The following is a 26,949-nucleotide window of genomic DNA, read 5'->3' as shown; positions in this document are numbered from 1 at the left end:
TCAGTGCGCATCGTGATCCCAAATCCAGTTCCAGATCCCCGGCAACTGTACTGGCTCAGAGCTTTTTTCCACCGTCCGCGCCAATGCGGCTTTCTCAAGTGCTGCGTGATCGTTGTAGAACGGTTTGTCCGCCAGTTTCACCCCGGTGGCAGCGGCGCTGTCGAGCAGAATCTGCAGGTATTCACGGGTATGCCGCGCGGTGTAGCGATTGAGGTCGTGAAAGGTCACGATCACCGGGATCACGCCGTCTACGCTCGGAAATTCGCCCAACGCAATGCGCTCACGAACTTCCGACAATTGCCGCAACATGTTTGCCCGGCGTCGCGGACTCGCGTTGAAGCCCCAGATCTTGCCGTCATTGGCACTCACATCCGTCAACAACACGTGTAAACCATGCTGCTGATAAGCGGCGAACGTACGTTTGTCGTAGTTCCAGAAAGGCGGGCGCAGCAGTGTCGGTGGCGCACCGGTGATGGCGGCGATGTCCGCTGTGCCGTTGCTTAGCGATTCTTCGAGTTCTTCAGGATCGAGCGAGCGATGGTTGGTGTGCCAATGGGTGGCGGTGTGGAACGCGATAATGTGCCCTTCGGCAAACTCGCGACGCATGATGCCGCGACCAATCTCGCTATTACCTGCCCTCGGCGCACGGGTCTGCACGAAGAAAATCGCTTTGATGCCCGGTTGCAGCGGGTTGTCCTTGAGGCTGTCGAGCACCTGTGCCGACGGATTCCAGAAGCTCGAAGCGCTGGGGCCATCATCGAAGGTCAGCAAAAAACGCACCGGCGCCTGAGCCTTCAGGCGCGTTTCGGTTTGCGCGGTCATTTCGATGGGCGCAGCGATGCAGCCAGCCAGCCCGAGGGCCACGGCTGCTGCACAAAAAAGTCTGAAACCGGAATTCATGTTTTGCCTTGAGCCCGACCATGGCGGTCACGTTGTCGATTGGCAAAACTCCCTCGCCCTTATCCATCCCTGCGCTCCGAACTGCGAGCCGAGGTTGGATAAGGTACACAGGGTTTGGTTCCAGCGCTCGCTCAGTGAGCCAAAGCCTGCGTAAACGAGGCGTCGATAATCCCCGCCGTGGCCAACGGTGCCGGCAGCGCTTTGACCTTGAACAGGAAGTCGGCGGTGCTCTGCAGATCCGCAGCAGCCTGTTGATCAACCGGGCCAACCGTCATGTGCGCCTGACGCAACCAGTGCCGCGAAACCTGCTGATCCAGATTGGCTTTCTTCGCCCACAGGTCAGCGTAGTCATCAGTGTGGTGATCGACCCAAGCGCGCGCTTGCTTTAAACGCGCGAGAAAGTCGGCGATCGCTTCACGCTTGCTGTCGATGGCGGGTGTAGACGCCGCAATCGCACTGAGCCCCGGCATCAGGTTCTTCGCCGTGAGAATCGGTCGCGCCCCCGAGAACACGATCTGCTGGGAAATGTACGGTTCCCACACCGGAAAGGCGTCGATGCTGCCCCGGGGTAACGCAGCCGCGGCATCGATCGGCATCAGCTTGACGAAGTCCACGTAGTTTTCGGGCAAACCGCCCTGCTCCAATGCGCGCAAGGTCAGTTGCTGACTCCAGGCGCCGGGCCAGTAGGCGACTTTTTTGCCTTTGAGATCGGCAATGGTTTTCACCGGCGAGTCTTTTGGCACCAGCAACGCGATGGTGTCCGGATTCTGTCGCGAGACCCCGATCAGCTTCACCGGCGCTTGTTTGGCCGCCAGAAACAGAAAACCCGAATCACCTAAAAAACCCAGATCCAGCGAACCGGTTTGCAAGGCTTCGGCAAGCGGCGCGGCGGCCTGAAAGTGTTTCCAGTCGACACTGTATGGCGCGCCTTTCAGCACGCCGGACGCTTCTATCGACGCGCGAATATTGTAGTAATTCTGATCACCGACATGCAGGACGACCGGCTCGGCCGCGTAAGAAAGTGGCGATGCAAACAAGGCAGCGGTCAGTGCGCTGCGTAGGAAACGAGAGAGCTTCATGACGAGTCCTGCGAATGGGAATGCATAGACCATAACGCTCTTAATGTATGGCTTAGAAATTCTAATAAAGCATAAGCTCATCACCGCCGACTTTGACTGTTCGCCCCGCAACAGTGGCTTGCCAGACTGTTTGCCACGCAACACTTGCAGTCACTTTCAACGCCCCGAGAGCGCCGTAAAACGGCACTTTGGCGCACATGGCACAGAGCCTGCAATATTCCATTCATGCAGGAAGCATTCGACAAAAATATCTTTTTGGACATAAGAAACCTGTGCCTCTGCCGGAGCGCTCCATGAAATCGTTAGCCTCTTTTTCTCGTCTTAAATTGCTGTTCATCGCCAGCGCAATGGCCCTCAGCCTGCAACCGCTGGCCCACGCCGCTGAAACGGCGCCAGCGGAGGTGCACCTCGACTACACCTATTACTCACCGGTCAGTCTGGTGCTCAAACATTTCGGTTTCCTCGAAAAAGCCCTGCCGCAGACCAAAGTCAGCTGGGTGTTGAGTCAGGGCAGCAACCGCTCGCTGGAATACCTCAACAGTGGCGGCGTCGATTTTGCTTCCAGTGCCAGCCTCGCTGCGGTGCTCAGCCGCGCCAACGGCAGCCCGATCAAATCGGTTTACGTCTACAGCCGCGCCGAATGGACGGCATTGGTGGTGCGCAAGGATTCGCCTTACCACGCCGTGGCCGACCTCAAGGGCAAAAAAATCGCCGCCACCAAAGGCACCGATCCCTACCTTTTCACATTGCGCAGCCTGCAACAGGCCGGGCTGAAAAAGGACGACGTCGAACTGGTTCACCTGCAACACCCGGATGGCCGCACCGCGCTGGAAAAAGGTGACGTCGATGCCTGGGCCGGGCTTGATCCGCACATGGCCGCCAGCCAGGTACAAGCCGGCTCGCGCCTGCTCTATCGCAACCCGGCGTTCAACAGTTACGGCGTGGTCAGCGTGACCGAGCAGTACGCCAAGGAGCACCCGCAAACCATCGACACCGTCATCAAAGCCTATGAACAGGCGCGCGAATGGGCGCTGAAAAATCCTGAAGAGTTTGCCAACCTGCTCGCCAAGGAATCCGGGCTGCCACTGGACGTCGCGAAACTGCAACTGTCGCGCACGGATCTGAGCAGCCCGCAACTGACGGCCAACGACGTGAGTGCGTCGAAAGCGGCGGCGCCGATCCTGGTCTCCGAAGAACTGGTGCGCCGCGGCGTGAATGTCGATCAAGTCATCGACCAATTGCTCGACAGCGGTGTGCAGCAAGCCGTCGCCCGCCAGTAATCGACCAGCCTCGACGATGGATCCGCGCCTGTCGCGGATTCGTTGCGAGCGGAGCCAAAGTCATGACCAGCCACAATAAAAACCTGCCCGCGCGACCTGCCCTGTCGCGGCAGCGACCCGCCACGTTCAACCCCATCTGGCAGCGTCGCGGCAAAGGCTTTGCGCTGCCCCTGCTGATCGTCATTGCTCTGGAAATAATCGTACGTATCGGCTGGCTGCCGTCCTACCAGATGCCGGCACCGAGTGAGATTGCCCTGACCCTCACCGATCTCGCCGAAGGCGCGCTGTGGAAACACATTGGCGCCAGCCTGATCCGCGTCTTGCTGGGGTTCGCTATTGGGGCCGGACTGGCGCTGATTTTTGCCGCGTGGGTCGGCCTGAGTCGCGAGGCCGAAGCCTATCTAGAGCCGACTTTCGCGGCGTTGCGTGCAATTCCGAGTCTGGCCTGGGTGCCGTTGTTGTTGCTGTGGCTGGGCATCGACGAAACCTCGAAGATCGTTTTGATCGCCATCGGCGCGTTCTTTCCGGTGTACGTCAACGTGGTCGCGGCGATTCGCAACATTGATCGCAAACTGGTGGAGGTCGGCCGCATTTATGGCTTCAGCCGATTGCAACTGGTCAGGCGAATACTCTTGCCTGCCGCGCTGCCCGGCCTGTTCACCGGGCTGCGCAGTGGCATGAGTCTGGCGTGGATGTTCCTTGTGGCCGCCGAACTGATCGCCGCGACCAAAGGCCTCGGTTATCTGCTCAGCGACGGGCGCGAAACGTCACGGCCGGACATCGTTCTGGCAGCGATTATCGTCCTCGCCTTGCTGGGTAAACTCAGCGACGGCTTGCTTGCCGCCCTCGAACGGCGCGCGCTGAGATGGCGCGACACGTTCACCGGTCAGAGCGCGCGGGATTGAATGCCGGGCAGCGACTACGCTGAACACGTCCAATCAGAGATTTCGGCCATGTGCGGAAGACTCTCGCAGTACCGTGGCATTCACGACTTTGTCGCGGTGCTGAGCATTCCCGATGCGCTGATCAACTACGTTGGCGACGCTCCGCTGGCGCACTACAACGCAGCGCCGACAACTACGCTGGCCGTCCTGCATCAGCATCAACAGCGGGTTTACGCACACGCCTTGCGCTGGGGCTGGCGCCCGCACTGGGCGAAGGATCGCGCGGCGCCGATCAATGCGCGGGTGGAAAAAGTCGCCCATGGTGCGTTCTTCCGGGCGATCTGGCGACACCGCTTGATCGTACCGGTCGACAACTGGTTCGAATGGGTCGATGCCGAGGACAACAGCCGACAACCCTGGCTGATTCGTCGGACGGATCACGGGCCGGTTTTCTGCGCCGCCATCGGCCAGTTTCCGACAACCGAAACGGCGTCTCGAGACGACGACGGTTTTGTCATCATTACCGCCGACAGCGCCGGTGGCATGCTCGACATTCATGATCGCCGACCAGTGGTATTCAGTGCCGAACGGGCGCGGGAATGGCTTGATCCGGCGACACCCGCCGAGCGCGCCGAACAGATGGCGCTGTTTGAAGGTGAAAGCAGTGAGGCCTTCGAATGGCATAAAGTCGGCAAAGCTGTCGGCAACGCACGCAATCAGGGGGCGGAATTGATTGAAAAGGTCGCTTAAATAGTTTTGGTGCTCGCCCGTTTAAAGAATTGAAAGCGCTGGCCAGTGACAGCTCAGCGTTACAACCGGTGTTTCAGTCACGAGACAGCAAAGTTGAAACAGTCGTTCGATTGAACACACCGCTTGTCTGACATTTCAACCGTCATACATACATTTAGATGCACTACGGATAGCATGCGCGCCGCATTTCCGATTGGTATACCAGTTGACCAAAGAGTCAACAAATCAGGAATCCCCAACAACTTCTACAAGCCTTGCAGAGAAATAAGTTGCGCGACGATTTTGCAATCAAACAGGTCGGTGGCCTGGAGTGTATTTATCTGTCCATGACAGAACGCTTTGAACTCGACTGTTTTATCGGCCACTACATCAAGACCCGAAACCTGCGTACCGTTCCCGACATCGATCGCATCCTGCGCACCACCCTCGAGGGGTATCACGGCCACCCGCCGGTGATGGTCAACGAGCTCAATGCGTGGATCGACAAAACCTTGGGTTATCGGGCTTCGCACCCCGATTTCACGCAGTTGGACGATCTCTGAAACAACAAAAAGCCCCGCACTTGCGGGGCTTTTTGTTTGCGCTGTTCAAGGTTTCAGCGGACGTTCCTGATCACGATCGGACAGCTCTCGACTGTCGTCGTGCTTCCAGGTCTGCTCCCGGTGTTTTTCCCGCTCAATCTCTTCTTCGCTCGGTTCATCGTCCTCTTGCGCACGCTCTTTCTCAGTCGCCATTTCCACCTCACTGTTGCAAGAATCCATGATCCTTACAGCGTAGATCAGATTTCATCAGACAACTTACAACCACCAACGCAATACAAAGAAAAACGCCATGCTCAACAACATGCTGAGTAAGGTGTTACGGGTATAAATCACCAGTGCAATCGCCACCAGCGAACTAAGCAGATAAGGATTATCCCAATGTAAATTCAGCTGTTTGTCGGGCATGAATACAATCGGTCCGCAAATGGCGGTCAGCATTCCCGGCACCGCAAAGCCGAGGAATTGCCGCGCATTGCTGCTCAAACGCACCGGCAAGCGCGGCTCGAGGAACACGTAACGGTTGAGGAACACCAAAATCCCCATCCCGACAATCACCGCCCAAACCATCATGTGCGCTCCTCGTACAGCTTGTTGCAGATAAACCCGGCAGTCATGCCCGCCAACCCCGACAACACCAACGCCGAGCCCCAGTGCCAGTAGCTGAACAGCACCGAGCAAAACAACGACACGGCCACACACACCACGGTGGGCATGTTACGCACGACCGGGGTAATCAACGCGATGAAAGTGGCAGCAATCGAGAAATCCAGGCCCAAATGCTCCAGCCCGGGAATACTGCTGCCGAGGACGATGCCAGCCAGGGTGAACAGGTTCCAGGCGATATAGAACGTCAGCCCGACACCCAACGCGTACCAGCGATTGAACTGCTGACGGTCATGCTGACTGGTCAACGCAAACAATTCGTCAGTCAACAAAAAGCCCAGACCGATGCGCCAGCGTCCCGGCAATGGCGAAATCACTGAACGCATGCTCATCCCGTACAACAAATGCTGTGAGGTCAGCAGCAACGTGGTCAGCAGAATCGAAAAGATCCCGGCACCGCCCTTGAGCATGCCGATGGCCACCAACTGCGCGGCACCGGCAAAGACGATGCTCGACAAGCCCTGCCCTTGCAGTGGCGTGAGGTTGGCTTCAATCGCCATGGAGCCGGCCAGCAGCCCCCACGGCGCCGTCGCCAACGATAACGGCATGATCGCCGCAGCGCCGCGAAGAAAAGCACTGCGCGGCATAAGTGAGTCAGACATAACGCTCTTCAACCGAGGAAACAGCCCGGGACTTTGCCAGTAAATGGCCGACGCTGGCTTGAACAATCTTGCGCAATTGCGCTAAATCGCCCCCGCTCCCAAACGCCGTCCGGCGTACCATGGGAGCCATTCACAAATGCGTCAGGGAGACGACATGCTGTACCGAATCGCAGCCGACGGGCTGGTGCTGTTTCATTTGTCATTCATTCTGTTCGTGCTGTTCGGCGGCCTGCTGGTGCTCAAATGGCCACGCTTGATGTGGTTGCATTTGCCGGCCGCCGCCTGGGGCGTGGCCGTCGAGGTGTTGCACCTGACCTGCCCGCTCACGTATTGGGAAAACCTGATGCGCCACGCCGCCGGGCAAACCGAGTACGCCGGCGGCTTCATCGAGCACTATATCTGGCCGATCATCTACCCGGCCGGGCTGACCCCGCAGATACAACTGGTGCTCGGCAGCGTGGTGCTGGCGGTCAACTTGCTGGTCTATGGGCGACTGATGCGCCGCTGGAGACTGCGCCGCGCCAGCCGCATTCCGTTTTAACGCGAAGCCGCTTTCAACCCATCCAGCCAGGCGGGATCCAGGCGTTTCTGCTCGATATCGAGACCGAGCGCCTGCATCCTCTCCTTATGCGCCTCGACTTCCCGCCACAGTTGCCCATGATCACTGGAGTTGCCGTCCAGTTCATGCATCTGCGTCAAACCCAAGTGATAGAAACGCAATACTTTCATCGCGGTCGGATCGTTGTGCTGCACCGCCGCCGTCACTCGATGCATTACATTGGTCACGCTCATCAGGCTGCGCTTGAGCCGCCAGCTGTAGACGGCCGGCGCCATCCACGTCTGATTCCAGAAGCGCCCGCGCAACAGCGCAGCGGTCAGCAGAAAGGCGAGGAACACGCCGCCGACATTGAAACGCAGGTTATCGCCGCCGGGTTCGCCGAACAGCGCCACCGCGACGCTGGAAAACAACATTGCCAGCACCAGAAACAGCACGGCGATAATGATCGTGCTGCGGCGGGTCTGCTGGCGAAAGGTGGCGGCGTCCATCGGCTGAATCTCGAACATCACGAATGACTTCCTTGAGTGACAAAACGGGCAACGGAAAAAACCGCCCGGCGCATTATCGCATCGAGCGGGGATTTAGCTATGCTGGGGCTCCTTTTCATCTTTTCAGCGTCCAACGGGGACATGGCGGTATAGCGCAGATCGTGCCATCTTCATTCATGGATACACACTATTCGGATGCCATCGCCTAGTCTTGAGATGACATCGTTTTAAGGATCATTGCATGACCCAACGACACGTAATCAACGCCTCGGTCAGCCCGAAAGGCAGTCTGGAAACCCTTTCTCAACGTGAAGTTCAGCAACTGAGCGAAGCCGGATCCGGCAGCACCTACACCCTCTTCCGCCAATGCGCCCTGGCCATCCTCAATACCGGCGCCCATGTCGATAACGCCAAGACCATCCTCGAAGCCTACAAGGACTTCGAAATCCGCATTCACCAACAGGATCGCGGTGTGCGCCTGGAGCTGCTGAACGCTCCGGCCGACGCCTTCGTCGACGGCGAAATGATCGCCAGCACCCGTGAAATGCTCTTCAGCGCCCTGCGCGACATCGTCTACACCGAAAACGAACTCGACAGCCAGCGCATCGACCTGAGCACGTCTCAAGGCATCAGCGACTACGTCTTCCACCTGCTGCGCAACGCCCGCACCCTGCGCCCGGGTGTCGAGCCGAAAATCGTCGTCTGCTGGGGTGGTCACTCGATCAACACCGAAGAGTACAAATACACCAAGAAAGTCGGCCACGAACTGGGCCTGCGCAGCCTCGACATCTGCACCGGCTGCGGCCCGGGCGTGATGAAGGGCCCGATGAAAGGCGCCACCATCGCCCATGCCAAACAGCGTATTCACGGCGGCCGCTACCTCGGCCTGACCGAACCGGGCATCATCGCCGCCGAAGCGCCGAACCCGATCGTCAATGAGTTGGTGATCCTGCCGGATATCGAAAAACGCCTGGAAGCGTTCGTACGGGTAGGCCACGGCATCATCATCTTCCCGGGCGGCGCCGGTACCGCCGAAGAGTTCCTCTACCTGCTGGGCATCCTGATGCACCCGGACAACGCCGGCCTGCCGTTCCCGGTGATCCTGACCGGGCCGAAACATGCCGCGCCGTACCTCGAACAGCTCGATGCATTCGTCACCGCGACCCTCGGCGAAGCGGCAAAACAGCATTACGAAATCATCATCGACGATCCGGCAGAAGTGGCGCGGCAGATGACTGCCGGCCTGAAAGCGGTGAAGCAATTCCGTCGCGAGCGCAACGACGCGTTCCACTTCAATTGGCTGTTGAAGATCGACGAGGGCTTTCAGCGCCCGTTCGACCCGACCCACGAAAACATGGCCAATCTCAAGCTGCACCGCGACCAGCCACCGCATGAACTGGCGGCCAACCTGCGCCGGGCGTTCTCGGGGATTGTGGCCGGCAACGTCAAGGACAAGGGCATCCGTTTGATCGAGGAGCACGGGCCGTATCAGATCCGTGGTGATGCGGCGATCATGCAACCGCTGGATCTGCTGCTCAAAGCCTTCGTCGCCCAACACCGAATGAAGCTGCCGGGCGGCGCGGCGTATGTACCGTGCTACCGCGTGGTGGCCTGATCTTATCGGTGGCCATATCGCGGGATCTCCCGCGATATGGCCACAACCTTAATCCGACAACCGCACCGCCAACGCCTTGGCCTGCAACGCCACATCCGTCACCGCCGTACTCTCCCACCACATCCCGCGCAGCGGTGGCCCCATGGCGAACAATCGAGTCGCCGGGCGCCCTTCGGCATCCAGCACCGCGCCATCCGCCGTCGTCGCAATGCCCAATGCCAGAGGTCCCGGTTGCACCAGGCCTCGGGCCAGCAATTGCTGCGGTAATGGTTTTGCAACCCGTCGCCAGTCGTATTCGATCCCGCTGGAATTGATCAGCGCCGCACCGTGAACCACACAGGTTTCAGACTCACCGCGACGGCGAAGTCGAATACTCACCCCGTCCTCCGCGTTCGGCTCAAGCCCCTTGAACGACGCAGCCTGAATCCGCAATCGACCCTCTCTGTGTAACCGCTCGACCAACCTCGCACTCAGCGGCGGTGAGCGATGGTGATGACTTTCCCACCACGGCCGCACATGCCGTACGAATTGTCGACGCTGCACGTCAGTCGCCTGACTCCACAACTGGGCGATGTGCACGCGAACCGTGTCCAGCGGCGCCTGCCAATCGATGCCCTGCGCGATGGCATCCCGACAGTGCCGACGTAATTCGCGCAGCAATTGTCGCGGCGTGCGAATGCTTTGATCGTTGCCCAGAAAATCCTCCCAGGCCGGCGGCTGACGGCGCACATGCGGGAGCAAGCCGTGCCGGGAAAATACCTCGATCGGCCCACGATGGCCGGCCTGTTCGAGTGACACCACGGCATCGACCATGGTCAGACCGGAACCGATGATCAGCACGGTCGCCTGCGGATCGAGTTGGCGCATAGCCGCAACATCCCAGGGATCGAGGGCCGCGGCGTTGAGTCCGGAGGATTTTTTCTGCGCCGTCCGCGCGGCAGCAAACATGCCGGTGGCGATCACCGCGTGGCCGCCGTGCAATTCCCGGCCTTCACCCAAGGTCAGCTGCACCGCGTCAGCAGTGGTCTGCACATCAACGACCTCGGCACAGACGTGCTCAACGGTCGAACCGTATTGCGCACCAACGCTCCGCGCCTCGGCGAGACGTTGCTGTACGTACACACCGAACAATCCACGTGGCGGAAAAAGCTCACTGACCGGCACCTCCTGCTCGGCTGATTCGGGCCAGCCACCGCCAGCGATGTGCGCGGTCAGCCATTGCGTCAAATCATCAGGGTTATCCGGATCAACGCTCATTCGCGCCGCGTTGCCGTTGAGCGTGTGGCCCAGCTCAATCGCGCTGTAGGCCTCACCTCGACCGAGTTCGACACGCGGCTCGACGATCACAATCTTCTTTCGCCCCGGCAGGCGCAGCAATTGCACCGCCAGCAGGGTGCCGCTGAGGCCGCCGCCGATGACCAGGATGTCTGCGTTCGGATTCATTCAAATCACCACGTTACGAACAAAGCGCGCCGCCACATCCCCGTCATTGCGATAGGCATGCGGCTGATTGCTGGCGAACATGTAGAACTCACCGGTGCCGATATGCTGCGGCTGATCACCGAGCATCAACGTCAGACAGCCTTCGAAGACATAGATCTGCTCGCTCCAGCCGTCGGCATCCGGTTGCGACGGGTAGACTTCGCCCGGTTGCAGGCACCATTCCCACTGCTCGACTTCGCGAGTGGCGGTGGCTTTGGACAGCAGCACCGCTTTGCTGCCGGGGATCACGCCGGCCCATGCCACTTCATTGATTCGGCTTGGATCGCGGGCATCCGGCGCCTGGATCAGATCGCTGAACGCCACGTCGAGTGCTTCGGCAACGCGGTCCAGGGTGGTGAGGCTGACATTCTTTTCGCCCGCCTCGATGGCCACCAGCATGCGCCGGCTCACGCCAGACTTTTCTGCCAGCGCGGTCTGGCTCATGTCGGCGGCATGGCGCAGCCGCCGGACATTCTGGCTGACGTGTTGCAGGACCGAAGCCCGTTGCGTTGAATCTTTGTGCACTATATTGCTCACTCGCTGAGGTTGGGCAGTATACTGCGCAACGTTGGGCGCATTGTGCGTCCTGTCTTTTATAGTGCGCAAGGTCATGACGTCCGTGAACAGCCCCCAAACACCGCTTCGCTTCAACCGCTTCAGCAAGGCCGAGTGCGTGCTGGTGCTGATTACCATGGTTTGGGGCGGCACGTTCCTGCTGGTGCAACACGCGATGACCGTGAGCGGCCCGATGTTCTTCGTCGGTCTGCGCTTTGCCGCAGCAGCGAGCATTGTTGCGCTGTTTTCCTGGCGGCATCTGCGTGAATTGACCGTGTTCGAATTCAAGGCGGGTGCCTTTATCGGTGTGGCGATCATGCTCGGTTACGGCTTGCAGACGGTCGGTTTGCAAAGCATTCCGAGCAGCCAGTCGGCGTTCATCACCGCGCTCTACGTGCCTTTCGTGCCCTTGCTGCAATGGCTGGTGCTGGGGCGGCGGCCGGGGCTGATGCCGAGCATTGGCATCATGCTGGCGTTTACCGGGTTGATGCTGTTGTCGGGGCCGTCAGGGGCTTCGTTGAATTTCAGTCCCGGCGAGATCGCCACATTGATCAGCGCCATTGCGATAGCCGCCGAAATCATTCTGATCAGCACCTACGCCGGTCAGGTCGATGTGCGCCGGGTGACCGTGGTGCAACTGGCGGTGACCTCGGTGTTGTCTTTTCTGCTGGTGGTGCCGACCGGTGAATTGATTCCGGATTTTTCCTGGACATTGCTGGTGACCGCGCTCGGTCTGGGCGCAGCCAGTGCGGCGATTCAGGTCGCGATGAATTGGGCGCAGAAGAGCGTTTCGCCGACCCGGGCGACGTTGATCTATGCCGGTGAGCCGGTGTGGGCCGGGATTGTCGGGCGAATTGCCGGCGAGCGGTTGCCAGCTATTGCGCTGGTGGGCGCCGGTTTGATTGTGGCGGCGGTGATTGTCAGCGAGCTGAAGACCAAGGGTAAGAGTGCCGAAACAGAGGCTGAGCTGGAGCAGGAAACTCAGGGTTGATCCGCAACATCCTCTGTTTCTGACCCACCGCCTTCGCGAGCAAGCCCGCTCCCACACTGGGAATGCATTTCCAATGTGGGTGCTTGCTCGCGAAGGGGTCATTTCACACAACATCCCTCTACCTGAAACAATGCCAAACAGTTAATTCCAGACTACTTTGTAGGATTCTGAGACATCCTGGCGTTTGGTGATCGGGGAGCTGGCACGTATGATGCTTCACAAACTTCCGCAGATTAGAAGCCTATGTCCCTGATAGTTCTACTGCTTCTGCCATTCGTTGGCAGCTGTCTGGCAGCGGTGCTGCCACACAACGCGCGTAACACCGAATCCCTGTTGGCAGGTCTGGTCGCTCTGATCGGAACGATCCAGGTCGCGCTGTTGTACCCGCAGATCGCCCATGGCGGCGTGATCCGCGAAGAATTCATGTGGCTGCCCAGCCTCGGCCTGAACTTCGTTCTGCGCATGGATGGCTTCGCCTGGTTGTTCTCGATGCTGGTGCTTGGCATCGGCACGCTGGTTTCCTTGTATGCCCGTTATTACATGTCGCCGGATGATCCGGTGCCGCGTTTCTTCGCGTTTTTCCTCGCGTTCATGGGCGCCATGCTCGGTCTGGTGATCTCCGGCAACCTGATTCAAATCGTGTTTTTCTGGGAGCTGACCAGCCTCTTCTCATTCCTGCTGATCGGTTACTGGCACCACCGCGCCGACGCCCGGCGCGGCGCGTACATGGCGTTGATGGTCACGGGTGCCGGTGGATTGTGCCTGCTGGCGGGGGTCATGATTCTCGGCCATGTCGTCGGCAGCTATGACCTGGACAAGGTCCTGGCCGCCGGCGATCTGATTCGCGCACACGCCCTCTACCCTATTCTGCTTCCCCTTATCCTCATCGGCGCACTCAGCAAAAGTGCCCAGTTCCCTTTCCACTTCTGGCTGCCCCACGCAATGGCGGCGCCTACTCCGGTCTCGGCTTATTTGCATTCGGCGACCATGGTCAAGGCCGGGGTGTTCCTGCTCGCACGCCTGTGGCCGTCATTGTCCGGCAGTGAAGAGTGGTTCTACATCGTCAGCGGTGCCGGCGCGTGTACGCTGTTGCTTGGCGCCTATTGCGCGATGTTCCAGAACGATCTCAAAGGACTGCTGGCCTACTCGACCATCAGCCACCTCGGCCTGATCACCCTGTTGCTGGGCCTGAACAGTCCGCTGGCCGCCGTCGCCGCCGTGTTCCACATTCTCAACCACGCCACATTCAAGGCTTCGCTGTTCATGGCGGCGGGGATCATCGACCACGAAAGCGGCACCCGCGACATCCGCAAACTCAGCGGTCTGATCAAACTGATTCCGTTCACCGCGACGCTGGCGATGGTGGCCAGCGCCTCGATGGCTGGCGTGCCGCTGCTTAACGGCTTTCTGTCGAAAGAGATGTTCTTCGCCGAAACCGTGTTCATCAACGCTACCGCGTGGGTCGAAGCAGCGCTGCCGATCGTGGCGACCATCGCCGGTACGTTCAGCGTGGCCTACTCGCTGCGTTTCACCGTCGACGTATTCTTCGGCCCAGCGGCCACCGATCTGCCGCACACCCCGCACGAACCGCCGCGCTGGATGCGTGCGCCAGTCGAGTTGCTGGTATTCACTTGTCTGGTCGTGGGGATTTTCCCGGCGCAAGTGGTCGGCCCGCTGCTCGCCGCCGCTGCACTGCCCGTGGTGGGTGGCGCGCTGCCGGAATACAGCCTGGCGATCTGGCACGGCTTGAACGCACCGATGATCATGAGCCTGATCGCCATGTCCGGTGGCATCGTCGTTTACCTGTTGCTACGCAATCAGCTCAAGCGCGGTCGCTTCAAATATCCGCCGCTGGTGGGCCGCTTCAACGGCAAGCGCCTGTTCGAGCGCAGCCTGGTGGTGGCGATGCGCATGGCGCGTCGCATCGAGCGACGCCTGGGCACCAAACGTCTGCAAATGCAGCTGTTCCTGATGGTACTCGCTGCGGTACTGGCCGGCCTGATCCCGATGCTGCACAGCAGCCTGAGCTGGGGCGACCGGCCGAAGATCCCCGGTTCCATCGTATTCGTGACGCTGTGGCTGCTGGCAATCGCCTGCGCCCTCGGCGCGGCGTGGCAGGCGAAGTACCACCGTCTCGCCGCCCTGACCATGGTCAGCGTCTGCGGCCTGATGACCTGCGTAACCTTCGTCTGGTTCTCCGCCCCGGATCTGGCGCTGACGCAACTGGCGGTCGAAGTCGTCACCACCGTGCTGATTCTGCTTGGCCTGCGCTGGCTGCCCCGGCGGATCGAAGAAGTCTCGCCACTGCCGAGCAGCCTGCGCAAGGCGCGGATTCGCCGTCTGCGCGACTTGCTGCTGTCGATTGCCGTCGGTGGTGGCATGGCCCTGCTGTCTTACGCAATGCTTACGCGGCAGACCCCGAACGATATTTCCTCGTTCTACCTCAGCCGAGCGATGCCCGAGGGCGGCGGCAGCAACGTGGTCAACGTGATGCTCGTGGACTTCCGTGGCTTCGACACTCTCGGCGAAATCACCGTGCTGGTTGCCGTGGCATTGACCGTTTTCGCCCTGCTACGACGCTTCCGCCCGCCGAAAGAAAGCCTGCAACTGCCGGCGCAACAACGTCTGCTGGCACCGGACGTGGTCACCGATCTGGTCAACCCGCGCTCGGCCAGTGACACCGCGCTCGGCTTCATGATGGTGCCGGCGGTGCTGGTGCGTCTGCTGCTGCCGATTGCGCTGGTGGTGTCGTTCTACCTGTTCATGCGTGGCCACAACCAGCCGGGCGGCGGTTTTGTTGCCGGTCTGGTGATGTCGGTGGCGTTCATCCTGCAATACATGGTCGCCGGCACGCAGTGGGTCGAGGCGCAAATGAGTTTGCGGCCACTGCGCTGGATGGGCACCGGGTTGCTGTTCGCCACGGCCACCGGCCTCGGTGCGATGGTCGTCGGTTATCCGTTCCTGACCACGCACACCTGGCATTTCGCCTTGCCGGTGCTGGGCGAGATCCACGTCGCCAGTGCGCTGTTCTTTGATATCGGTGTGTACGCCGTGGTGGTGGGCTCGACCCTGTTGATCCTGACCGCCCTCGCCCACCAATCGGTACGCGGTCACAAGACTGCGTCGTTGCCCAAGTCCGTTGCCGTCAAAGGAGCCGTCTGATGGAAGAAGTCATCGCAATCGCCATCGGCGTCCTCGCGGCATCCGGCGTCTGGCTGATCCTGCGGCCACGGACGTTTCAAGTAGTCATGGGCCTGTGCCTGCTGTCGTACGGCGTCAACCTGTTTATCTTCAGCATGGGCAGCCTGTTCATCGGCAAGGAGCCGGTGATCAAGGACGGCGTGACGCAAGACTTGCTGCACTACACCGACCCTCTGCCCCAGGCACTGGTGTTGACCGCGATCGTCATCAGCTTCGCCATGACTGCACTGTTTCTCGTCGTTCTGCTCGCCTCGCGCGGCTTGACCGGCACCGACCATGTCGACGGCCGGGAGCCTAAAGAATGATGGCGATGACTCACCTGATTGCCGCACCGATTCTGCTGCCGCTACTGACCGCCGCGATCATGCTGATGCTCGGCGAGAAGCATCGTCCGTTGAAGGCAAAAATCAACCTGTTCTCCAGCATCCTTGGCCTGTTCATTTCGGTGATGTTGTTGCAATGGACGCAAACCACCGGCATACCCGGCTCGATTGGCGTGTACCTGCCGGGCAACTGGCAGGCACCGTTCGGCATCGTCTTGGTCGTTGATCGCCTGTCCGCGCTGATGCTGGTGCTGACCGGAATCATCGGCGTCAGCGCCCTGCTCTTTGCGATGGCGCGCTGGGACGGTGCAGGGTCGAGCTTCCACGCGTTGTTCCAGATTCAGTTGATGGGCCTGTATGGCGCGTTCCTGACCGCGGATCTGTTCAACCTGTTCGTGTTTTTCGAAGTGTTGCTGGCCGCCTCTTATGGCCTGTTGCTGCACGGCTCGGGTCGCGCGCGAGTTTCGTCGGGCCTGCATTACATCTCGATCAACCTGCTCGCCTCGTCACTGTTCCTGATCGGCGCGGCGCTGATTTACGGCGTGACCGGCACCCTGAACATGGCCGATCTGGCGCTGAAGATTCCGCTGGTGCCGGAAGCCGACCGTGGTTTGCTGCACGCCGGTGCAGGGATTCTCGCGGTTGCGTTTCTGGCCAAGGCCGGCATGTGGCCGCTGAACTTCTGGCTGGTGCCGGCCTACTCCTCGGCCAGCGCGCCGGTCGCAGCAATGTTCGCGATCATGACCAAAGTCGGCGTGTACACCCTGCTGCGTCTGTGGACGTTGCTGTTCTCCGGTCAGGCCGGGGCTTCGGCATTCTTCGGCGGTGACTGGCTGATTTACGGCGGCATGGCGACCATGGCCGGCGCCGCCGTGGCGATTCTCGCTGCGCAGCGCCTGGAGCGCATGGCCAGTCTGAGCATTCTGGTGTCTGCCGGGATTCTGTTGTCGGCGGTCGGTTTCGCCCAGCCGAACCTGATCGGCGCCGCGCTGTTCTATCTGGTCAGCTCGACGCTGGCACTGAGCGCGCTGTTCTTGCTGGCCGAATTGATCGAACGCTCACGGTCGGCCAACGAAATCCCGCTGGAAGACGAAAGTGAACTGCTGCCGCGACCGCAGGAATCCCTGCAACCGCCCAAAGGCATCAACCTCGATGACGAGCAGAAAGCCGTCGTCGGCCAGGTGATTCCGTGGACGATGGCGTTCCTTGGCCTGAGTTTCATTGCCTGCGCATTGCTGATTATCGGCATGCCGCCACTGTCGGGGTTCATCGGCAAACTCAGTCTGATCGGCGCGTTGCTCAATCCGTTGGGCCTCGGCGCCGGCGAGCCGGTATCGAACGCGGCATGGGCGTTGCTGGCGCTGTTGATTCTGTCCGGGCTGGCCGCGCTGATGGCGTTTTCACGGCTGGGTATCCAGCGTTTCTGGACTCCCGAGGAGCGCCCGTCACCGCTGCTGCGCAAACTCGAATGCGCGCCGATCTTTCTGTTGCTGGGGCTGAGCATCGCCCTGACGTTCAAGGCTGAGCCGCTGCTGCGTTACACCCAGGCCACCGCCGATGCGCTGAACAATCCGCAGCAATACGTCATGGCCGTGCTCGGCACCCGCGCCGTCCCGAGCCCGGAAGCCCGGACCGCGTTGCTGGAGGTGCAACCATGAACCGTCTGTTTCCTGCGCCATGGCTGTCGCTGGCCTTGTGGGTGTTGTGGCTGGCACTGAACCTGTCGGTCAGCCCGGGCAATCTGTTGCTGGGCGCCATTCTGGGTTTCTGCGCGCCGCTGATGATGCGCAAACTGCGCCCGAAGCGCGCGCACATTCGCAATCCTATGGCGATCCTGCGCTTGTTCTTTCTGGTCGGGCGCGACGTGGTGATTTCCAACCTGGTGGTGGCCTGGGGCGTCCTCAACGCCGGTCGCCGGCCACCGCGCTCGCGCTTCGTCAAAGTGCCGCTGGATCTGCGCGACGCACACGGTCTGGCCGCGCTGTCGATGATCTGCACGGTAGTGCCGGGCACGGTGTGGTCGGAGCTGGCGCTGGATCGCAGCATTTTGTTGCTGCACGTCTGGGATCTGGATGACGAGGCGCAGTTCATCCACCACTTCAAGACCGCTTACGAGCGGCCATTGATGGAGATTTTCGAATGAGCCCACTGCTGTCGAACGCGATCCTGCTGACGCTGTTTCTGTTCTCGCTGGCCATGGTGCTGACCCTGATTCGTCTGTTCAAGGGGCCGTCGGCACAGGATCGGGTACTGGCGCTGGATTACCTGTACATCGTCGCCATGCTGATGATGCTCACCCTGGGCATTCGTTATTCCAGTGACACGTACTTCGAAGCGGCGCTGCTGATCGCGCTGTTCGGCTTCGTCGGCTCGTTTGCCCTGGCGAAATTCCTGCTGCGTGGCGAGGTGATCGAATGAACGCGGAACTGTCTCTGTGGGTTGAGATTCCAGTGGCGATCCTGTTGGTACTCAGCGGCGTGTTTGCGTTGATCGGTGCGACCGGCCTGCTGCGCATGAAGGATTACTTCCAGCGCATGCACCCGCCAGCCCTGGCTTCGACGCTGGGCGCGTGGTGTGTCGCGTTGGCCTCGATTATCTGCTTTTCGGCACTCAAGTCCGGGCCGGTGGTGCATGCCTGGCTGATCCCGATCCTGCTGGCGATCACCGTGCCGGTGACCACGTTGTTGCTGGCGCGGGCAGCACTGTTCCGCAAGCGCATGGCCGGCGATGATGTGCCAGCCGAAGTCAGCAGCCGGCGGACTGAGAGCGGCAGTTAGTCCAGCGTTCTTCAGCGTCTGGACTGGCCCCTTCGCGGGCAAGCCCGCTCCCACAGGTTTTGTGTTGTGAATGCAATTGTGTGAACACCTCCAACCACGGTGGGAGCGAGCTTGCCCGCGAAGAGGCCCGCCCAATCAGCACAACCATCCGCTCAAACCCAGGCCACCGCCAACAATCCCGCCCCGAGCATCAGGCACAGCGGCGAATACACCCACGTATCCAGCCGCGCAAACCGTGAACCCTTCACCTCCTTGAAAAAACCCACCAGATTCGAATCGCCGATCGCCCGGGCAAACATCAACAATGCAATCGCGCTGATTACCCATTGCAACGCCTTGTGATGTACCGCCGGAAACCACCAGCCCACCCGCATGCACACCAGCGCAGCAATCGTCAGCAGCCCTGCAGCCACCACCAGCGTGATCCAGCCTGATGGCTTGAACGCCGGACGCAACGTCGCGACAAACCCGTCCACCGGCACCTGCGGCACTACCACCGCTGCCGCCCACTGCCCACCCAACGCCCAATACACATGTATCAGGCTGATCACCGCGAAAATGGTCACCAGCCATTGAGCCAACACAAAGGTCATGGTTGAAATCCTTGAAAGGGATTTGAACAAATCATCCTAGTCGGCATTTTTTGAAGTGCACGACCGATCAGCGGTACGGTAAAGTGCCGCCCCATGAAATTCTCCCGTACCGACCGCTCACTGATGGCCTGGATGCTCTATTGCTGCGTCCTGTTCAACGTGTTCGCCTGCAGCATCGGTCACGGGCAAATGGTCGGCATGCAGCTCAACGGCATCGGCGGCCAGTTCTGTACAGTCGACCCGGCGACGCAAGCACCACTGGCCTCCAACCCCACCGAAGAAAAACTGCCGACCCTGTCCAAAGCCTTCGGTTGCCCGTTGTGTTCCGTCGGTGGCGGTATGGGGCCGGCGTTCAACTCCAGCCTGACGCTGGCGATCCTGCCGGAGCAACACAGCCCGCCGCTGGCCCCTATCGTTAGCGCCGACCTCCCTGCCCGCTTTACCTGGCCCTCAGCCAACCCTCGTGCCCCTCCGCTCGCCTGAGTGTTTTTTGCCTTTTTGATTGTTCAGCCCACTGCGCCAACGCGCGGCGTTTGCCTGTGCGCTGACTCCTAGACAAGCATTCAGGATTTAACAATGAAACAACTCACTTTGCTGGCGAGCCTGTGCGGCTGCCTGTCCGTCAACGTCTGGGCGCAATCCACCGTGGATCTGGCGCCGATCACCATCGATGGCGAGTCCGGCAGCGAGCCGGGACTGAGCCTCGACCAATCCAGCGGCATGGCCTCGCGCCTCGGCTTGAGCGTGCGCGACACACCGGCCTCGGTGGCCATCGCCAATCGCAACGACATCGAACGCCACGGTGCGCAGAACTTCCAGGACGCCGCCAACACCTTGCCCGGGGTCAACGCCAGCGCACCGCCGGGATTTGGTGGTTTCGTCTCGTATCGCGGCTTCACCAGCAGCCAGATCACGCAGATGTTTAACGGCATCAACGTTTCCGGTGGCCTCGCACGGCCGGTGGACGCGTGGATCTATGACCGGGTCGAATTGGTCGGCGGCCCATCGTCATTGATCAACGGTGCCGGTTCGGTGGGTGGCTCGTTGAACTACGTGACCAAACTGGCAACCCGTGATGAACAGGCTGTTGAAGGCCGGGTCAGCTACGGCACCTACGACACCACCGAGACCGCGTTCGGCCTCAACCATGCGTTGACCGACCCGAGCGCTGATGTGCAGCACTACGCACGACTGGACGTCAGTCACAACACCAGCAACGGTTACATCGATCGCCAGGAACGCGATGCCTGGAGCGTGGCGTTCTCGTTACTCAGTGACCTCACGCCCGACTTGTCGCACACCCTTGCCCTGGAATATCAGGACGAACACGAAGACAGTCCGTACTGGGGCACGCCCGTGCTCAACCCCAAGGCCGGCGAGTTGAAAATCGATAAACACAATCGCTTCAACAACTACAACGTCGAGGACGGCCGTTATGAGCAGCGAACGATCTGGGTGCGCTCGATCATCGATTACCGGATCAACGACAGCACCACCCTGCGAAATACGCTGTATCACCTCGACAGTCAGCGCGATTACCGCAACCTCGAAACCTACCAGTACAACGCCAACAACACCGCTGTAAACCGTTCGACGGCGTATCAGGTCAGGCATCAAGGTGAGCAGAACGGCAACCAGTTCGAACTGCGCCACGACAATACGTTGTTCGGTCTCGACACCACGTGGTCAGGCGGATTCGAGTACAAGGTCAACCAGACCACCAACTCGCCGCTGAACGTCAAAGGGGCCAGCACGGTCGACCCGGACAGCTACCGGCCGGGGCACTTCTACGACATTCCCGGTACTGACCCGAAACTGATCAGCGACAAAACCAACGAGGTCACCACCAAAGCGCTGTTCGCGGAAAACCGTCTGGCGCTGACCGACAAACTGTCGCTGCTCACCGGCCTGCGTTATGACGACATTGACCTCGATGTCACCAACCACCGCAACGTGACCGCGACCAACCCCAAACACCTCAAGCGCAGTTGGGAGCCCGTCACCGGGCGTGTTGGCCTGACTTACCAATTCATTCCGTCTGCCAACGTCTACGTGCAGTACAGCACCGCCGCCGAACAACCGAACGGCACGCAGGACTTCGACGTTTCGACGGGCAAACAATGGGAAATAGGCAGCAAGTTTGATTATCTGAACGGGCGAGGCTCGGCGACGGTGGCGGCGTACACCATCGAGCGCAAGGATTTCGCGGTGACCGACCCGCTGGATCCGACCAGCAGCATACCGGTGGGCCAGCAGACGTCGAAAGGTATCGAGATTGCCAGCTCGTTGCGGATCACCGACAAGCTACTGGCCGAGGGCAACTTTGCCTGGGTCGATGCGCAGTACGACGACTTCACCGAGAAAAACGCCGCCGGGGTGGTGGTGTCACGCAAGGGCAACACGCCGACCAATGTGCCAGACAGGGTTGGCAATCTGTGGCTGACTTATGATTTTTCGCCGCAATGGCAAGGTGGAGTCGATGCGCGTTATGTGGCGTCGGTGTACGCCGACTCCGCCAACACCATGACTGTGCCGTCTTACACGTTGTTCGGCAGCTTCCTCAGTTACAAGGTCGACTCGCACACCACCGTGACCGGACGGGTGCGTAACCTGACCAATGAGGTGTACGCCGAATTTGCGCATGTTTCGCCGGCGTATTACCTCGGTACGCCACGAACCTTTGAGTTAGCGGTACAAACGAAGTTTTAAAAGCTTTGCGAGCAAGCCCGCCCCCACAAGGGAATGCATTCCAACTGTGGGACCGGGCTTGCCCGCGATGAGGCCAGCGGCATCAAATCTATTTCAAATCGGCCGAAACCTTATCCGCCACATCCTTCGGCAACCACGCCTGCCACACATCCGGATGCGCCTTCATGAAAGTCACTGCCGCATCCCGTGGTGCCGTATGCTTCTCGCTCATCTCCGCCAACGCCTTGTTCAATGGCTGAATGGGGAAATCCACCTTGCTGAAAAACGCTGCGATCTCCGGATATTGCTTCTGAAACGGCGTGGACACGCCAATCGACAGCTTTGAAGCCAGCGAGCGGGTCGGTTTCGGATTGGGGTTATCGGCGTCGGTCAGGGTCTTCCAGGCTTCGGCATCGAACGGTGGCTCCTCCAGTTGCACCAGTTTGAATTTACCCAGCAGCGGCGTCGGCGACCAGTAATAGAACAGTACCGGTTTACCGCGACGGATCGAAGAACTGATCTCGGCGTCCAGCGCCGCGCCCGAGCCACTGCGGAAATTGGTGAAGTCATCCTGCAAGCCATACGCCGTCAGCTTCTGCTTGTTGACCACTTCCGAGGTCCAGCCGATCGGGCTGTTGAGGAAACGGCCCTTGCTCGGATTTTCCGGATCCTTGAACACGTCCTTGTATTTTTTCAGGTCACTGACACTACGCAGATCCGGCGCCAGTGGCTTGATGCCTTTGGCCGGATCGCCCTTGATCACGTATTCCGGCACCCACCAGCCTTCGGTGGCACCCTTGACCGTATCGCCGAGGCTGGCGACTTTGCCTTCCGCTTCAGCCTTGACCCAGACAGGGCTGCGCCCCGCCCACTCTTCGCCAATGACTTGAATGTCGTTGTTGGCCAGCGCCGTTTCCAAGGTGATAGTGGTGCCCGGTAGTGTGTCGGTCGGCAGTCCGTAGCCCTTTTCGACGATGATCCGCAGGACATCGGTAATCAGACTGCCACTTTCCCAGTTCAGGTCGGCGAAATGGATCGGCGCTTGTGCCGCGTTCACCGCAGGCGCCCCTGCCAGCAAACCCAATGTCGCCAACCCCAGCGTCAGCAACCGTCGAAATCCGTTCATGCTTTGCACCTCGTGCTGTTCACAGCAATAGCAGGATGGCCTGAGAGAAGACCGCAAGCCTCTGAATACTCAGTCAACTGACTGTAGCCGAGGTTCCTGCTTTTTCCGGATGCAAACCCGGGCGAGGTTACGATTCAGACTTTTCCTGCAAGCTTTGCAGCTCGCGTCTGACCATGCTGGCGTATTCCGCCGGGCGCAAAGTGTATATCTGCGAAGCCACCCACCCCAGCCAGGCACCTTGCATGTCGGCCTTCGCGGCGAACAACCGTCGGGCCGCCTCGCGGGCGTTGTCGAGGTTTTGCGAATGGAAATCGGCGCGACTCAAGGCACCGGTCACTCGCTGGCCTTGAAGGTCACCAGCTCACCCTTGCGCCATTTGGCGGCTTTGCCCGTCACGGCTTTGAGAGTTTTGGTCAGGCCTTCCTGCAACTGTTGATTCGCAGCGAAAACCGTCACCACGCTATGACCTTCCTTGAACAGGATCGCGTGGCCATCAGCGGTATCGACGAAGGCGTAATCACCCAGGCCATACACCGTCAATTTGATTTCGCGAAAACGGATGTCCATCTTGCCGCCTTCACGGCTGGGCAGGACCGATGCGCTGAAATGATCGCCAACCTTGAGCTTGAGCCCGGGTTTGTCATCGACAACCAAGGCACTTTCAGTATCGATTTCGGCGACGTAAATGCCTTCGGCGTTTTGCTCGGTGATGTAAACAAAACGCGATTGGAACAACTTGACCAGCTTTGCACGCAAATCACCCAGCACGAACAAAGCATGCATATCGAGATTACTGACTGCCAAAGAAACATCCCCAGATCTGAAAAAACCGCGCACGGAAAACACGCACGGCAAAAAAAACGGCAAGGCCGATGGAACTGCCAATTGACTCTTATAAAAGCCCGAACCGGGCAGACTGCTCATTTATCGCGAGGTTCGTAAGACTACTGGAATGTCACCCGCGAAACTCACTCCGATGTCGCCAAACCTTGAAGGAAAAAGCCTCAAGGCTTGCCAGAGAAAGCTGACTACGAACTTTAGGGAAAATTCTCACGAAAAAAAGCACTTTTCCGACATATCGCCCGTGAAAAATTGCTTTAGATAAGCCCTGTCGTCAACAGGTACTGGCGATTCTAGAGCAGCGATGCTCATTCCGACTACCCGAAACGGCCTGTAAATATCGGCCGACCGATGAAAAGGACTTCATATGTGCACTCTGACTCACTTTGCCCGACCCACTGCTGCCCACAACAATTCGCCTTTCGCACTGCATGTCTACGACGTAATCGACTTGCCAGACACGACCCCACCCGCGAACACGCCGCGTTTTCAGGTGGTTCCGGCCGGTAATGCCTTCTTTCATATCAAGGAACTGTCGACCGGTCGTGTCAGAGGTTTCCGCGAAGATCACAACGAAGCCTGCGCCCTTGCGCGTTCTCTTGAGTCGAAGATCGAACTCCTGTGCACCGGTCGCCTCAGATAAAGAGAGTGATCGACGGCGCCACCGTGGCGCAAACCCAAGGAGTAAACGATGCAATTGCCTACCTACGACCTGAAAACCCTGTTCGATCAACTGGGATTGCCCTCCGAAGGCAGCGCTATCGATGACTTCATCGGGGCACATCCGCTGGACGCCAACACCAAACTGATCGATGCCGACTTCTGGTCTGCGCAACAGGCGCAGTTGCTCAAGGAATGGTTACGCGCAGATGGTGAAGAAGCGGTTGTTGTCGATGAGTTGAATGTGCGCCTGCACGACGGCAAGTAATCAATGCAGGCTCTCGCCCGGCTCGATGTTCAACTGTTCGAGCCAGGCAGCTTTGCACTCTTCGGCCTCATCGCGGCTGGCGAATGCCGTTCCGCGACGTTCGCCGTTGAGCAACACGACCCAACAGACACTCTGGCCCATCGCACGCAAACCGGCGGGCACGCCGCTGCCAATCATCACCGCGACATCGACTCTGCACTGCATGCTGACCTCTCGACTTCATTAGCTACCTAACTAAGTAGGCAGATTAATGCTTTCTTTCGAGTGGAAACAGCAAGCACCGTGCACAGATTCGTTGCAGCAACGGTAACAATGATCAGCGCGGCTTTTCCGGTTTGTAGCCCAGACGCAACCCACCCCAATGCCGGCCCTTGATCATGATCGGCACCGACAGGTCATGCATCAGCTCGCCCGTGTCGCGGGTATAGGTTTGCAGCAGCACCGGTTGCTGATGGCTGCCACAACGAATCCCCGTACGATCAGCGAACTTGCGCTTGGTGCGATTGTTCACCGCATTGGCGAGCACATCCCCGGTCAACGGCTGACTGAACGCCTGATTGTGCGTCGGCACATACCCCTGCTGCGTGCAGGCAATTGCAAACACCAGCCCTTCATGTCGCGGCAGCAACGGCTCCTGAATTGCCGGCAAAACCTGGTCGGTGTAACGATCGAACCGGGTCTGAAACCTGGCCGGTTGGGTATTCGGGATCGGCTGATACTGACGGTCGAACAGATCTTCAAGACTGATCCGCCCCTGTTCGACATCCGCTTCAAACCGCGCAGCAATCTGCCCCGCACCTTCGCGAGCCAGATCGTAAATACGCTGGTGATAGTCATCCAGGCCAACCTCGGCCAGACGCTCACTGATGGTTTCAGCCTGCCCTTCCATCTGCACCGCCGCGTCCGCGAGCCGGCGAGTCTGCTGATCGCTGATCGCAAGATCGCTACGCATCTGTTCGATGGCTTTAAACAGACTGTCGAGTTGTTCGCGATTGGTCTCCGCACCACGGGCGATTTCACCGACCTGTGTTTCCACTCCGGCCGCCAGGCGGGCAATGTTTTCCAGATGCTGGCCGGTGTGCTCGACTTGTTCGACGCCGGTGTGCAAGTCGCTGGACAGCTCGCGAATCTGCTCCACCACTTGCGCCGTGCGCTGCTGAATGTCAGCGACCATTTCACCGACCTCCCCCGTCGCCGATGCCGTGCGCGCCGCCAAACCGCGCACCTCGTCCGCCACCACGGCAAACCCGCGACCATGCTCGCCGGCCCGCGCCGCTTCAATCGCTGCGTTCAACGCCAACAAATTGGTTTGACTGGCAATCGACTGAATCACCAGGGTCACGCGCTGAATGTCGTCGCTGCGCACACTCAGCGCTTCGATCAGTTCCCGGCTGGCGTTGGCACGTTGACTGAGTTGATGCATGCGTGAGATCGAATCAATCAGTTCGGTTCGCCCGGCCGCGCTGCTGTGATGCGCCTCGCTGGCAGCCGCCAACGCTTCACGACTGAGTTGCGACGTCGCGTGTTCGGTGGCAATCATCACCTCGGCATTGCTGACGATGCGGGCCGCTGCATCGAGTTGCGATTCGAGTTTGCTCGCCAGCTCCTTGACCGAAAACGCCACGCCTGCCGCCGATAAGGCGTTATGACTGGTGGTGTAGGAAAGGTCGCGGGTCAGCTCGGAAATGGCGCTGCCAGTGTCGGCAGGCTGTGCATCGGGGACGGCTCGGGAGCGCAGGCGCGGCAGCCAGACAATCAGTATCGCCAACGGCATGCCAACGTACAGCGACCACTCGGCCAACGTCATGCCGGCCAACAACAGCATCAGGGCGATGCTTTGCAGGGTCGGTGCGATCCAGCGGTTTTTCGGCAAAAGCACTGGTGCAGGCAAAGCCCCAACCAGAGATCCATCTCTCGTCATATCAACACCCCACGCTTGTTCTCATTGTTGTGACTGCATTAAACGCCACTACAACGCCATTATCCATGGTCCATTAGTCGTGGGGTCTTGCAGCAGGTCAAAGGAACGGCTCGGGAAATATTGCGGACGATAAAAAGCTTCGCGGGCAAGCCATCTCCCACA

31 protein-coding genes are annotated in these 26,949 nt (G+C 59.7%); 17 read left to right on the top strand and 14 right to left on the bottom strand.

Annotated features, from left to right (window positions below; genetic code table 11):
- Nucleotides 1–900 carry a polysaccharide deacetylase family protein gene (locus F2P67_RS03465; protein ID WP_166217322.1) on the bottom strand — a complete coding sequence of 300 codons (900 nt, stop codon included), beginning with the start codon at nt 898–900 and terminating at the stop codon, nt 1–3.
- Between the two features lie 131 nt (nt 901–1,031).
- The gene (locus F2P67_RS03460) at nt 1,032–1,979 is read right to left on the bottom strand and encodes an ABC transporter substrate-binding protein (protein WP_166217319.1); all 948 of its coding nucleotides are present in this window, start codon (nt 1,977–1,979) and stop codon (nt 1,032–1,034) included.
- A 293-nt stretch (nt 1,980–2,272) separates the two neighbouring features.
- On the opposite strand from F2P67_RS03460, the gene F2P67_RS03455 reads away from it, so the two are divergent.
- The 4 genes from F2P67_RS03455 (at nt 2,273) to F2P67_RS03440 (ending at nt 5,435) form a co-directional block, all read left to right on the top strand.
- A complete protein-coding gene (locus tag F2P67_RS03455) occupies nt 2,273–3,259 on the top strand; it encodes an aliphatic sulfonate ABC transporter substrate-binding protein (RefSeq protein WP_166217316.1) in 987 nt (328 codons plus the stop codon).
- A 62-nt stretch (nt 3,260–3,321) separates the two neighbouring features.
- Nucleotides 3,322–4,164: an ABC transporter permease gene (locus tag F2P67_RS03450; RefSeq protein ID WP_166217313.1), complete on the top strand. Its 843-nt coding sequence runs from the start codon at nt 3,322–3,324 to the stop codon at nt 4,162–4,164.
- Between the two features lie 48 nt (nt 4,165–4,212).
- Nucleotides 4,213–4,893: an SOS response-associated peptidase gene (locus tag F2P67_RS03445; RefSeq protein ID WP_166217310.1), complete on the top strand. Its 681-nt coding sequence runs from the start codon at nt 4,213–4,215 to the stop codon at nt 4,891–4,893.
- A gap of 269 nt (nt 4,894–5,162) precedes the next feature.
- A complete protein-coding gene (locus F2P67_RS03440) occupies nt 5,163–5,435 on the top strand; it encodes a hypothetical protein (protein WP_166217307.1) in 273 nt (90 codons plus the stop codon).
- A gap of 45 nt (nt 5,436–5,480) precedes the next feature.
- On the opposite strand, the gene F2P67_RS03435 is transcribed toward F2P67_RS03440, so the two are convergent.
- The 3 genes from F2P67_RS03435 to F2P67_RS03425 all read right to left on the bottom strand — a co-directional run bounded on the left by F2P67_RS03435 (nt 5,481) and on the right by F2P67_RS03425 (nt 6,700).
- The gene (locus F2P67_RS03435) at nt 5,481–5,627 is read right to left on the bottom strand and encodes a hypothetical protein (RefSeq protein ID WP_166217304.1); all 147 of its coding nucleotides are present in this window, start codon (nt 5,625–5,627) and stop codon (nt 5,481–5,483) included.
- A gap of 63 nt (nt 5,628–5,690) precedes the next feature.
- On the bottom strand, nt 5,691–6,002 hold the full coding sequence (locus tag F2P67_RS03430; RefSeq protein ID WP_166217636.1) for an AzlD domain-containing protein: 312 nt from the start codon (nt 6,000–6,002) through the stop codon (nt 5,691–5,693).
- Nucleotides 6,002–6,700, bottom strand: coding sequence for an AzlC family ABC transporter permease (locus tag F2P67_RS03425; protein WP_166217301.1), 699 nt, complete (start codon nt 6,698–6,700; stop codon nt 6,002–6,004). The genes F2P67_RS03430 and F2P67_RS03425 overlap by 1 nt, the downstream gene beginning before the upstream one ends.
- A gap of 154 nt (nt 6,701–6,854) precedes the next feature.
- Here F2P67_RS03425 and F2P67_RS03420 point away from each other — a divergent pair, with 154 nt between their 5' ends.
- Nucleotides 6,855–7,241, top strand: a complete 387-nt coding sequence (locus F2P67_RS03420) for a DUF2784 domain-containing protein (protein WP_166217298.1) — start codon at nt 6,855–6,857, stop codon at nt 7,239–7,241.
- On the opposite strand, the gene F2P67_RS03415 is transcribed toward F2P67_RS03420, so the two are convergent.
- Entirely contained in the window at nt 7,238–7,765 is a 528-nt protein-coding gene (locus tag F2P67_RS03415; RefSeq protein WP_166217295.1) for a DUF3087 family protein, read from the bottom strand. The two genes, F2P67_RS03420 and F2P67_RS03415, sit on opposite strands and share 4 nt — an antisense overlap.
- Nucleotides 7,766–7,988: 223 nt before the next feature.
- Between F2P67_RS03415 and ppnN the strand changes: the two genes are divergently transcribed.
- Nucleotides 7,989–9,362, top strand: a complete 1,374-nt coding sequence (ppnN, locus tag F2P67_RS03410) for a nucleotide 5'-monophosphate nucleosidase PpnN (protein ID WP_166217292.1) — start codon at nt 7,989–7,991, stop codon at nt 9,360–9,362.
- Nucleotides 9,363–9,410: 48 nt separating this feature from the next.
- Here ppnN and F2P67_RS03405 read toward each other — a convergent pair whose 3' ends face one another.
- Nucleotides 9,411–10,805: an FAD/NAD(P)-binding protein gene (locus F2P67_RS03405; RefSeq protein ID WP_166217289.1), complete on the bottom strand. Its 1,395-nt coding sequence runs from the start codon at nt 10,803–10,805 to the stop codon at nt 9,411–9,413.
- The gene (locus F2P67_RS03400; protein ID WP_166217286.1) at nt 10,806–11,369 is read right to left on the bottom strand and encodes a helix-turn-helix domain-containing protein; all 564 of its coding nucleotides are present in this window, start codon (nt 11,367–11,369) and stop codon (nt 10,806–10,808) included.
- An 85-nt stretch (nt 11,370–11,454) separates the two neighbouring features.
- Here F2P67_RS03400 and F2P67_RS03395 point away from each other — a divergent pair, with 85 nt between their 5' ends.
- From F2P67_RS03395 to F2P67_RS03365, 7 genes are all read left to right on the top strand, one after another.
- On the top strand, nt 11,455–12,390 hold the full coding sequence (locus tag F2P67_RS03395; RefSeq protein WP_166217283.1) for a DMT family transporter: 936 nt from the start codon (nt 11,455–11,457) through the stop codon (nt 12,388–12,390).
- A 243-nt stretch (nt 12,391–12,633) separates the two neighbouring features.
- Nucleotides 12,634–15,552: a monovalent cation/H+ antiporter subunit A gene (locus F2P67_RS03390; RefSeq protein WP_166217280.1), complete on the top strand. Its 2,919-nt coding sequence runs from the start codon at nt 12,634–12,636 to the stop codon at nt 15,550–15,552.
- Nucleotides 15,552–15,896, top strand: coding sequence for a Na+/H+ antiporter subunit C (locus tag F2P67_RS03385; protein WP_007910763.1), 345 nt, complete (start codon nt 15,552–15,554; stop codon nt 15,894–15,896). The genes F2P67_RS03390 and F2P67_RS03385 overlap by 1 nt, the downstream gene beginning before the upstream one ends.
- On the top strand, nt 15,893–17,572 hold the full coding sequence (locus F2P67_RS03380; RefSeq protein WP_166217277.1) for a monovalent cation/H+ antiporter subunit D: 1,680 nt from the start codon (nt 15,893–15,895) through the stop codon (nt 17,570–17,572). The genes F2P67_RS03385 and F2P67_RS03380 overlap by 4 nt, the downstream gene beginning before the upstream one ends.
- Nucleotides 17,569–18,057 (top strand): Na+/H+ antiporter subunit E, encoded by a 489-nt coding sequence (locus F2P67_RS03375; RefSeq protein ID WP_166217274.1) that lies wholly within the window; start codon nt 17,569–17,571, stop codon nt 18,055–18,057. The genes F2P67_RS03380 and F2P67_RS03375 overlap by 4 nt, the downstream gene beginning before the upstream one ends.
- Nucleotides 18,054–18,332 (top strand): K+/H+ antiporter subunit F, encoded by a 279-nt coding sequence (locus F2P67_RS03370; RefSeq protein ID WP_003225959.1) that lies wholly within the window; start codon nt 18,054–18,056, stop codon nt 18,330–18,332. Before F2P67_RS03375 ends, F2P67_RS03370 begins: the two co-directional genes overlap by 4 nt.
- Complete coding sequence (locus tag F2P67_RS03365; protein ID WP_166217271.1) at nt 18,329–18,691, top strand: Na+/H+ antiporter subunit G; 363 nt, start codon at nt 18,329–18,331, stop codon at nt 18,689–18,691. Before F2P67_RS03370 ends, F2P67_RS03365 begins: the two co-directional genes overlap by 4 nt.
- Before the next feature lie 152 nt (nt 18,692–18,843).
- On the opposite strand, the gene F2P67_RS03360 is transcribed toward F2P67_RS03365, so the two are convergent.
- Nucleotides 18,844–19,284: a DUF3995 domain-containing protein gene (locus F2P67_RS03360; RefSeq protein ID WP_166217268.1), complete on the bottom strand. Its 441-nt coding sequence runs from the start codon at nt 19,282–19,284 to the stop codon at nt 18,844–18,846.
- A gap of 93 nt (nt 19,285–19,377) precedes the next feature.
- On the opposite strand from F2P67_RS03360, the gene F2P67_RS03355 reads away from it, so the two are divergent.
- Both F2P67_RS03355 and F2P67_RS03350 read left to right on the top strand, forming a co-directional pair.
- Nucleotides 19,378–19,767 (top strand): DUF2946 domain-containing protein, encoded by a 390-nt coding sequence (locus F2P67_RS03355; RefSeq protein ID WP_166217265.1) that lies wholly within the window; start codon nt 19,378–19,380, stop codon nt 19,765–19,767.
- A gap of 93 nt (nt 19,768–19,860) precedes the next feature.
- A complete protein-coding gene (locus F2P67_RS03350) occupies nt 19,861–21,993 on the top strand; it encodes a TonB-dependent receptor (RefSeq protein ID WP_166217262.1) in 2,133 nt (710 codons plus the stop codon).
- An 88-nt stretch (nt 21,994–22,081) separates the two neighbouring features.
- Here the strand turns inward: F2P67_RS03350 and F2P67_RS03345 are convergent, their stop codons facing one another.
- The 3 genes from F2P67_RS03345 to F2P67_RS03335 all read right to left on the bottom strand — a co-directional run bounded on the left by F2P67_RS03345 (nt 22,082) and on the right by F2P67_RS03335 (nt 23,881).
- Nucleotides 22,082–23,098: an ABC transporter substrate-binding protein gene (locus F2P67_RS03345; protein WP_166217259.1), complete on the bottom strand. Its 1,017-nt coding sequence runs from the start codon at nt 23,096–23,098 to the stop codon at nt 22,082–22,084.
- Between the two features lie 127 nt (nt 23,099–23,225).
- Entirely contained in the window at nt 23,226–23,423 is a 198-nt protein-coding gene (locus tag F2P67_RS03340) for a hypothetical protein (RefSeq protein ID WP_166217633.1), read from the bottom strand.
- 8 nt (nt 23,424–23,431) lie between these two features.
- Entirely contained in the window at nt 23,432–23,881 is a 450-nt protein-coding gene (locus tag F2P67_RS03335) for a hypothetical protein (RefSeq protein WP_166217630.1), read from the bottom strand.
- Between the two features lie 424 nt (nt 23,882–24,305).
- On the opposite strand from F2P67_RS03335, the gene F2P67_RS27710 reads away from it, so the two are divergent.
- Both F2P67_RS27710 and F2P67_RS03325 read left to right on the top strand, forming a co-directional pair.
- The gene (locus F2P67_RS27710) at nt 24,306–24,581 is read left to right on the top strand and encodes a hypothetical protein (RefSeq protein WP_166217256.1); all 276 of its coding nucleotides are present in this window, start codon (nt 24,306–24,308) and stop codon (nt 24,579–24,581) included.
- Nucleotides 24,582–24,629: 48 nt separating this feature from the next.
- Nucleotides 24,630–24,866, top strand: coding sequence for a DUF2789 family protein (locus F2P67_RS03325; RefSeq protein ID WP_166217253.1), 237 nt, complete (start codon nt 24,630–24,632; stop codon nt 24,864–24,866).
- On the opposite strand, the gene F2P67_RS03320 is transcribed toward F2P67_RS03325, so the two are convergent.
- Complete coding sequence (locus tag F2P67_RS03320) at nt 24,867–25,070, bottom strand: hypothetical protein (protein WP_166217250.1); 204 nt, start codon at nt 25,068–25,070, stop codon at nt 24,867–24,869.
- Between the two features lie 112 nt (nt 25,071–25,182).
- Nucleotides 25,183–26,406, bottom strand: coding sequence for a methyl-accepting chemotaxis protein (locus F2P67_RS03315; RefSeq protein ID WP_425511012.1), 1,224 nt, complete (start codon nt 26,404–26,406; stop codon nt 25,183–25,185).
- Nucleotides 26,407–26,949 lie beyond the last annotated feature (543 nt).

It is taken from the genome of Pseudomonas atagonensis, assembly GCF_011369485.1.
In the GTDB taxonomy this organism is placed as follows: Bacteria; Pseudomonadota; Gammaproteobacteria; order Pseudomonadales; family Pseudomonadaceae; genus Aquipseudomonas; species Aquipseudomonas atagonensis.
This window is presented reverse-complemented; position numbering and strand designations above follow the sequence as displayed.

Excerpts from the sequence above, each read along its gene's own strand:
- F2P67_RS03465 (WP_166217322.1), bottom strand. The coding sequence starts at position 900 with ATGAATTCCGGTTTCAGACTTTTTTGTGCAGCAGCCGTGGCCCTCGGG.
- F2P67_RS03460 (WP_166217319.1), bottom strand. The coding sequence starts at position 1,979 with ATGAAGCTCTCTCGTTTCCTACGCAGCGCACTGACCGCTGCCTTGTTT.
- F2P67_RS03455 (WP_166217316.1), top strand. The coding sequence starts at position 2,273 with ATGAAATCGTTAGCCTCTTTTTCTCGTCTTAAATTGCTGTTCATCGCC.
- F2P67_RS03450 (WP_166217313.1), top strand. The coding sequence starts at position 3,322 with ATGACCAGCCACAATAAAAACCTGCCCGCGCGACCTGCCCTGTCGCGG.
- F2P67_RS03445 (WP_166217310.1), top strand. The coding sequence starts at position 4,213 with ATGTGCGGAAGACTCTCGCAGTACCGTGGCATTCACGACTTTGTCGCG.
- F2P67_RS03435 (WP_166217304.1), bottom strand. The coding sequence starts at position 5,627 with ATGGCGACTGAGAAAGAGCGTGCGCAAGAGGACGATGAACCGAGCGAA.
- F2P67_RS03430 (WP_166217636.1), bottom strand. The coding sequence starts at position 6,002 with ATGGTTTGGGCGGTGATTGTCGGGATGGGGATTTTGGTGTTCCTCAAC.
- F2P67_RS03425 (WP_166217301.1), bottom strand. The coding sequence starts at position 6,700 with ATGTCTGACTCACTTATGCCGCGCAGTGCTTTTCTTCGCGGCGCTGCG.
- F2P67_RS03420 (WP_166217298.1), top strand. The coding sequence starts at position 6,855 with ATGCTGTACCGAATCGCAGCCGACGGGCTGGTGCTGTTTCATTTGTCA.
- F2P67_RS03415 (WP_166217295.1), bottom strand. The coding sequence starts at position 7,765 with ATGTTCGAGATTCAGCCGATGGACGCCGCCACCTTTCGCCAGCAGACC.
- ppnN (WP_166217292.1), top strand. The coding sequence starts at position 7,989 with ATGACCCAACGACACGTAATCAACGCCTCGGTCAGCCCGAAAGGCAGT.
- F2P67_RS03405 (WP_166217289.1), bottom strand. The coding sequence starts at position 10,805 with ATGAATCCGAACGCAGACATCCTGGTCATCGGCGGCGGCCTCAGCGGC.
- F2P67_RS03395 (WP_166217283.1), top strand. The coding sequence starts at position 11,455 with ATGACGTCCGTGAACAGCCCCCAAACACCGCTTCGCTTCAACCGCTTC.
- F2P67_RS03390 (WP_166217280.1), top strand. The coding sequence starts at position 12,634 with ATGTCCCTGATAGTTCTACTGCTTCTGCCATTCGTTGGCAGCTGTCTG.
- F2P67_RS03385 (WP_007910763.1), top strand. The coding sequence starts at position 15,552 with ATGGAAGAAGTCATCGCAATCGCCATCGGCGTCCTCGCGGCATCCGGC.
- F2P67_RS03380 (WP_166217277.1), top strand. The coding sequence starts at position 15,893 with ATGATGGCGATGACTCACCTGATTGCCGCACCGATTCTGCTGCCGCTA.
- F2P67_RS03375 (WP_166217274.1), top strand. The coding sequence starts at position 17,569 with ATGAACCGTCTGTTTCCTGCGCCATGGCTGTCGCTGGCCTTGTGGGTG.
- F2P67_RS03370 (WP_003225959.1), top strand. The coding sequence starts at position 18,054 with ATGAGCCCACTGCTGTCGAACGCGATCCTGCTGACGCTGTTTCTGTTC.
- F2P67_RS03365 (WP_166217271.1), top strand. The coding sequence starts at position 18,329 with ATGAACGCGGAACTGTCTCTGTGGGTTGAGATTCCAGTGGCGATCCTG.
- F2P67_RS03360 (WP_166217268.1), bottom strand. The coding sequence starts at position 19,284 with ATGACCTTTGTGTTGGCTCAATGGCTGGTGACCATTTTCGCGGTGATC.
- F2P67_RS03355 (WP_166217265.1), top strand. The coding sequence starts at position 19,378 with ATGAAATTCTCCCGTACCGACCGCTCACTGATGGCCTGGATGCTCTAT.
- F2P67_RS03350 (WP_166217262.1), top strand. The coding sequence starts at position 19,861 with ATGAAACAACTCACTTTGCTGGCGAGCCTGTGCGGCTGCCTGTCCGTC.
- F2P67_RS03345 (WP_166217259.1), bottom strand. The coding sequence starts at position 23,098 with ATGAACGGATTTCGACGGTTGCTGACGCTGGGGTTGGCGACATTGGGT.
- F2P67_RS03335 (WP_166217630.1), bottom strand. The coding sequence starts at position 23,881 with ATGCATGCTTTGTTCGTGCTGGGTGATTTGCGTGCAAAGCTGGTCAAG.
- F2P67_RS27710 (WP_166217256.1), top strand. The coding sequence starts at position 24,306 with ATGTGCACTCTGACTCACTTTGCCCGACCCACTGCTGCCCACAACAAT.
- F2P67_RS03325 (WP_166217253.1), top strand. The coding sequence starts at position 24,630 with ATGCAATTGCCTACCTACGACCTGAAAACCCTGTTCGATCAACTGGGA.
- F2P67_RS03320 (WP_166217250.1), bottom strand. The coding sequence starts at position 25,070 with ATGCAGTGCAGAGTCGATGTCGCGGTGATGATTGGCAGCGGCGTGCCC.
- F2P67_RS03315 (WP_425511012.1), bottom strand. The coding sequence starts at position 26,406 with ATGATTGCCACCGAACACGCGACGTCGCAACTCAGTCGTGAAGCGTTG.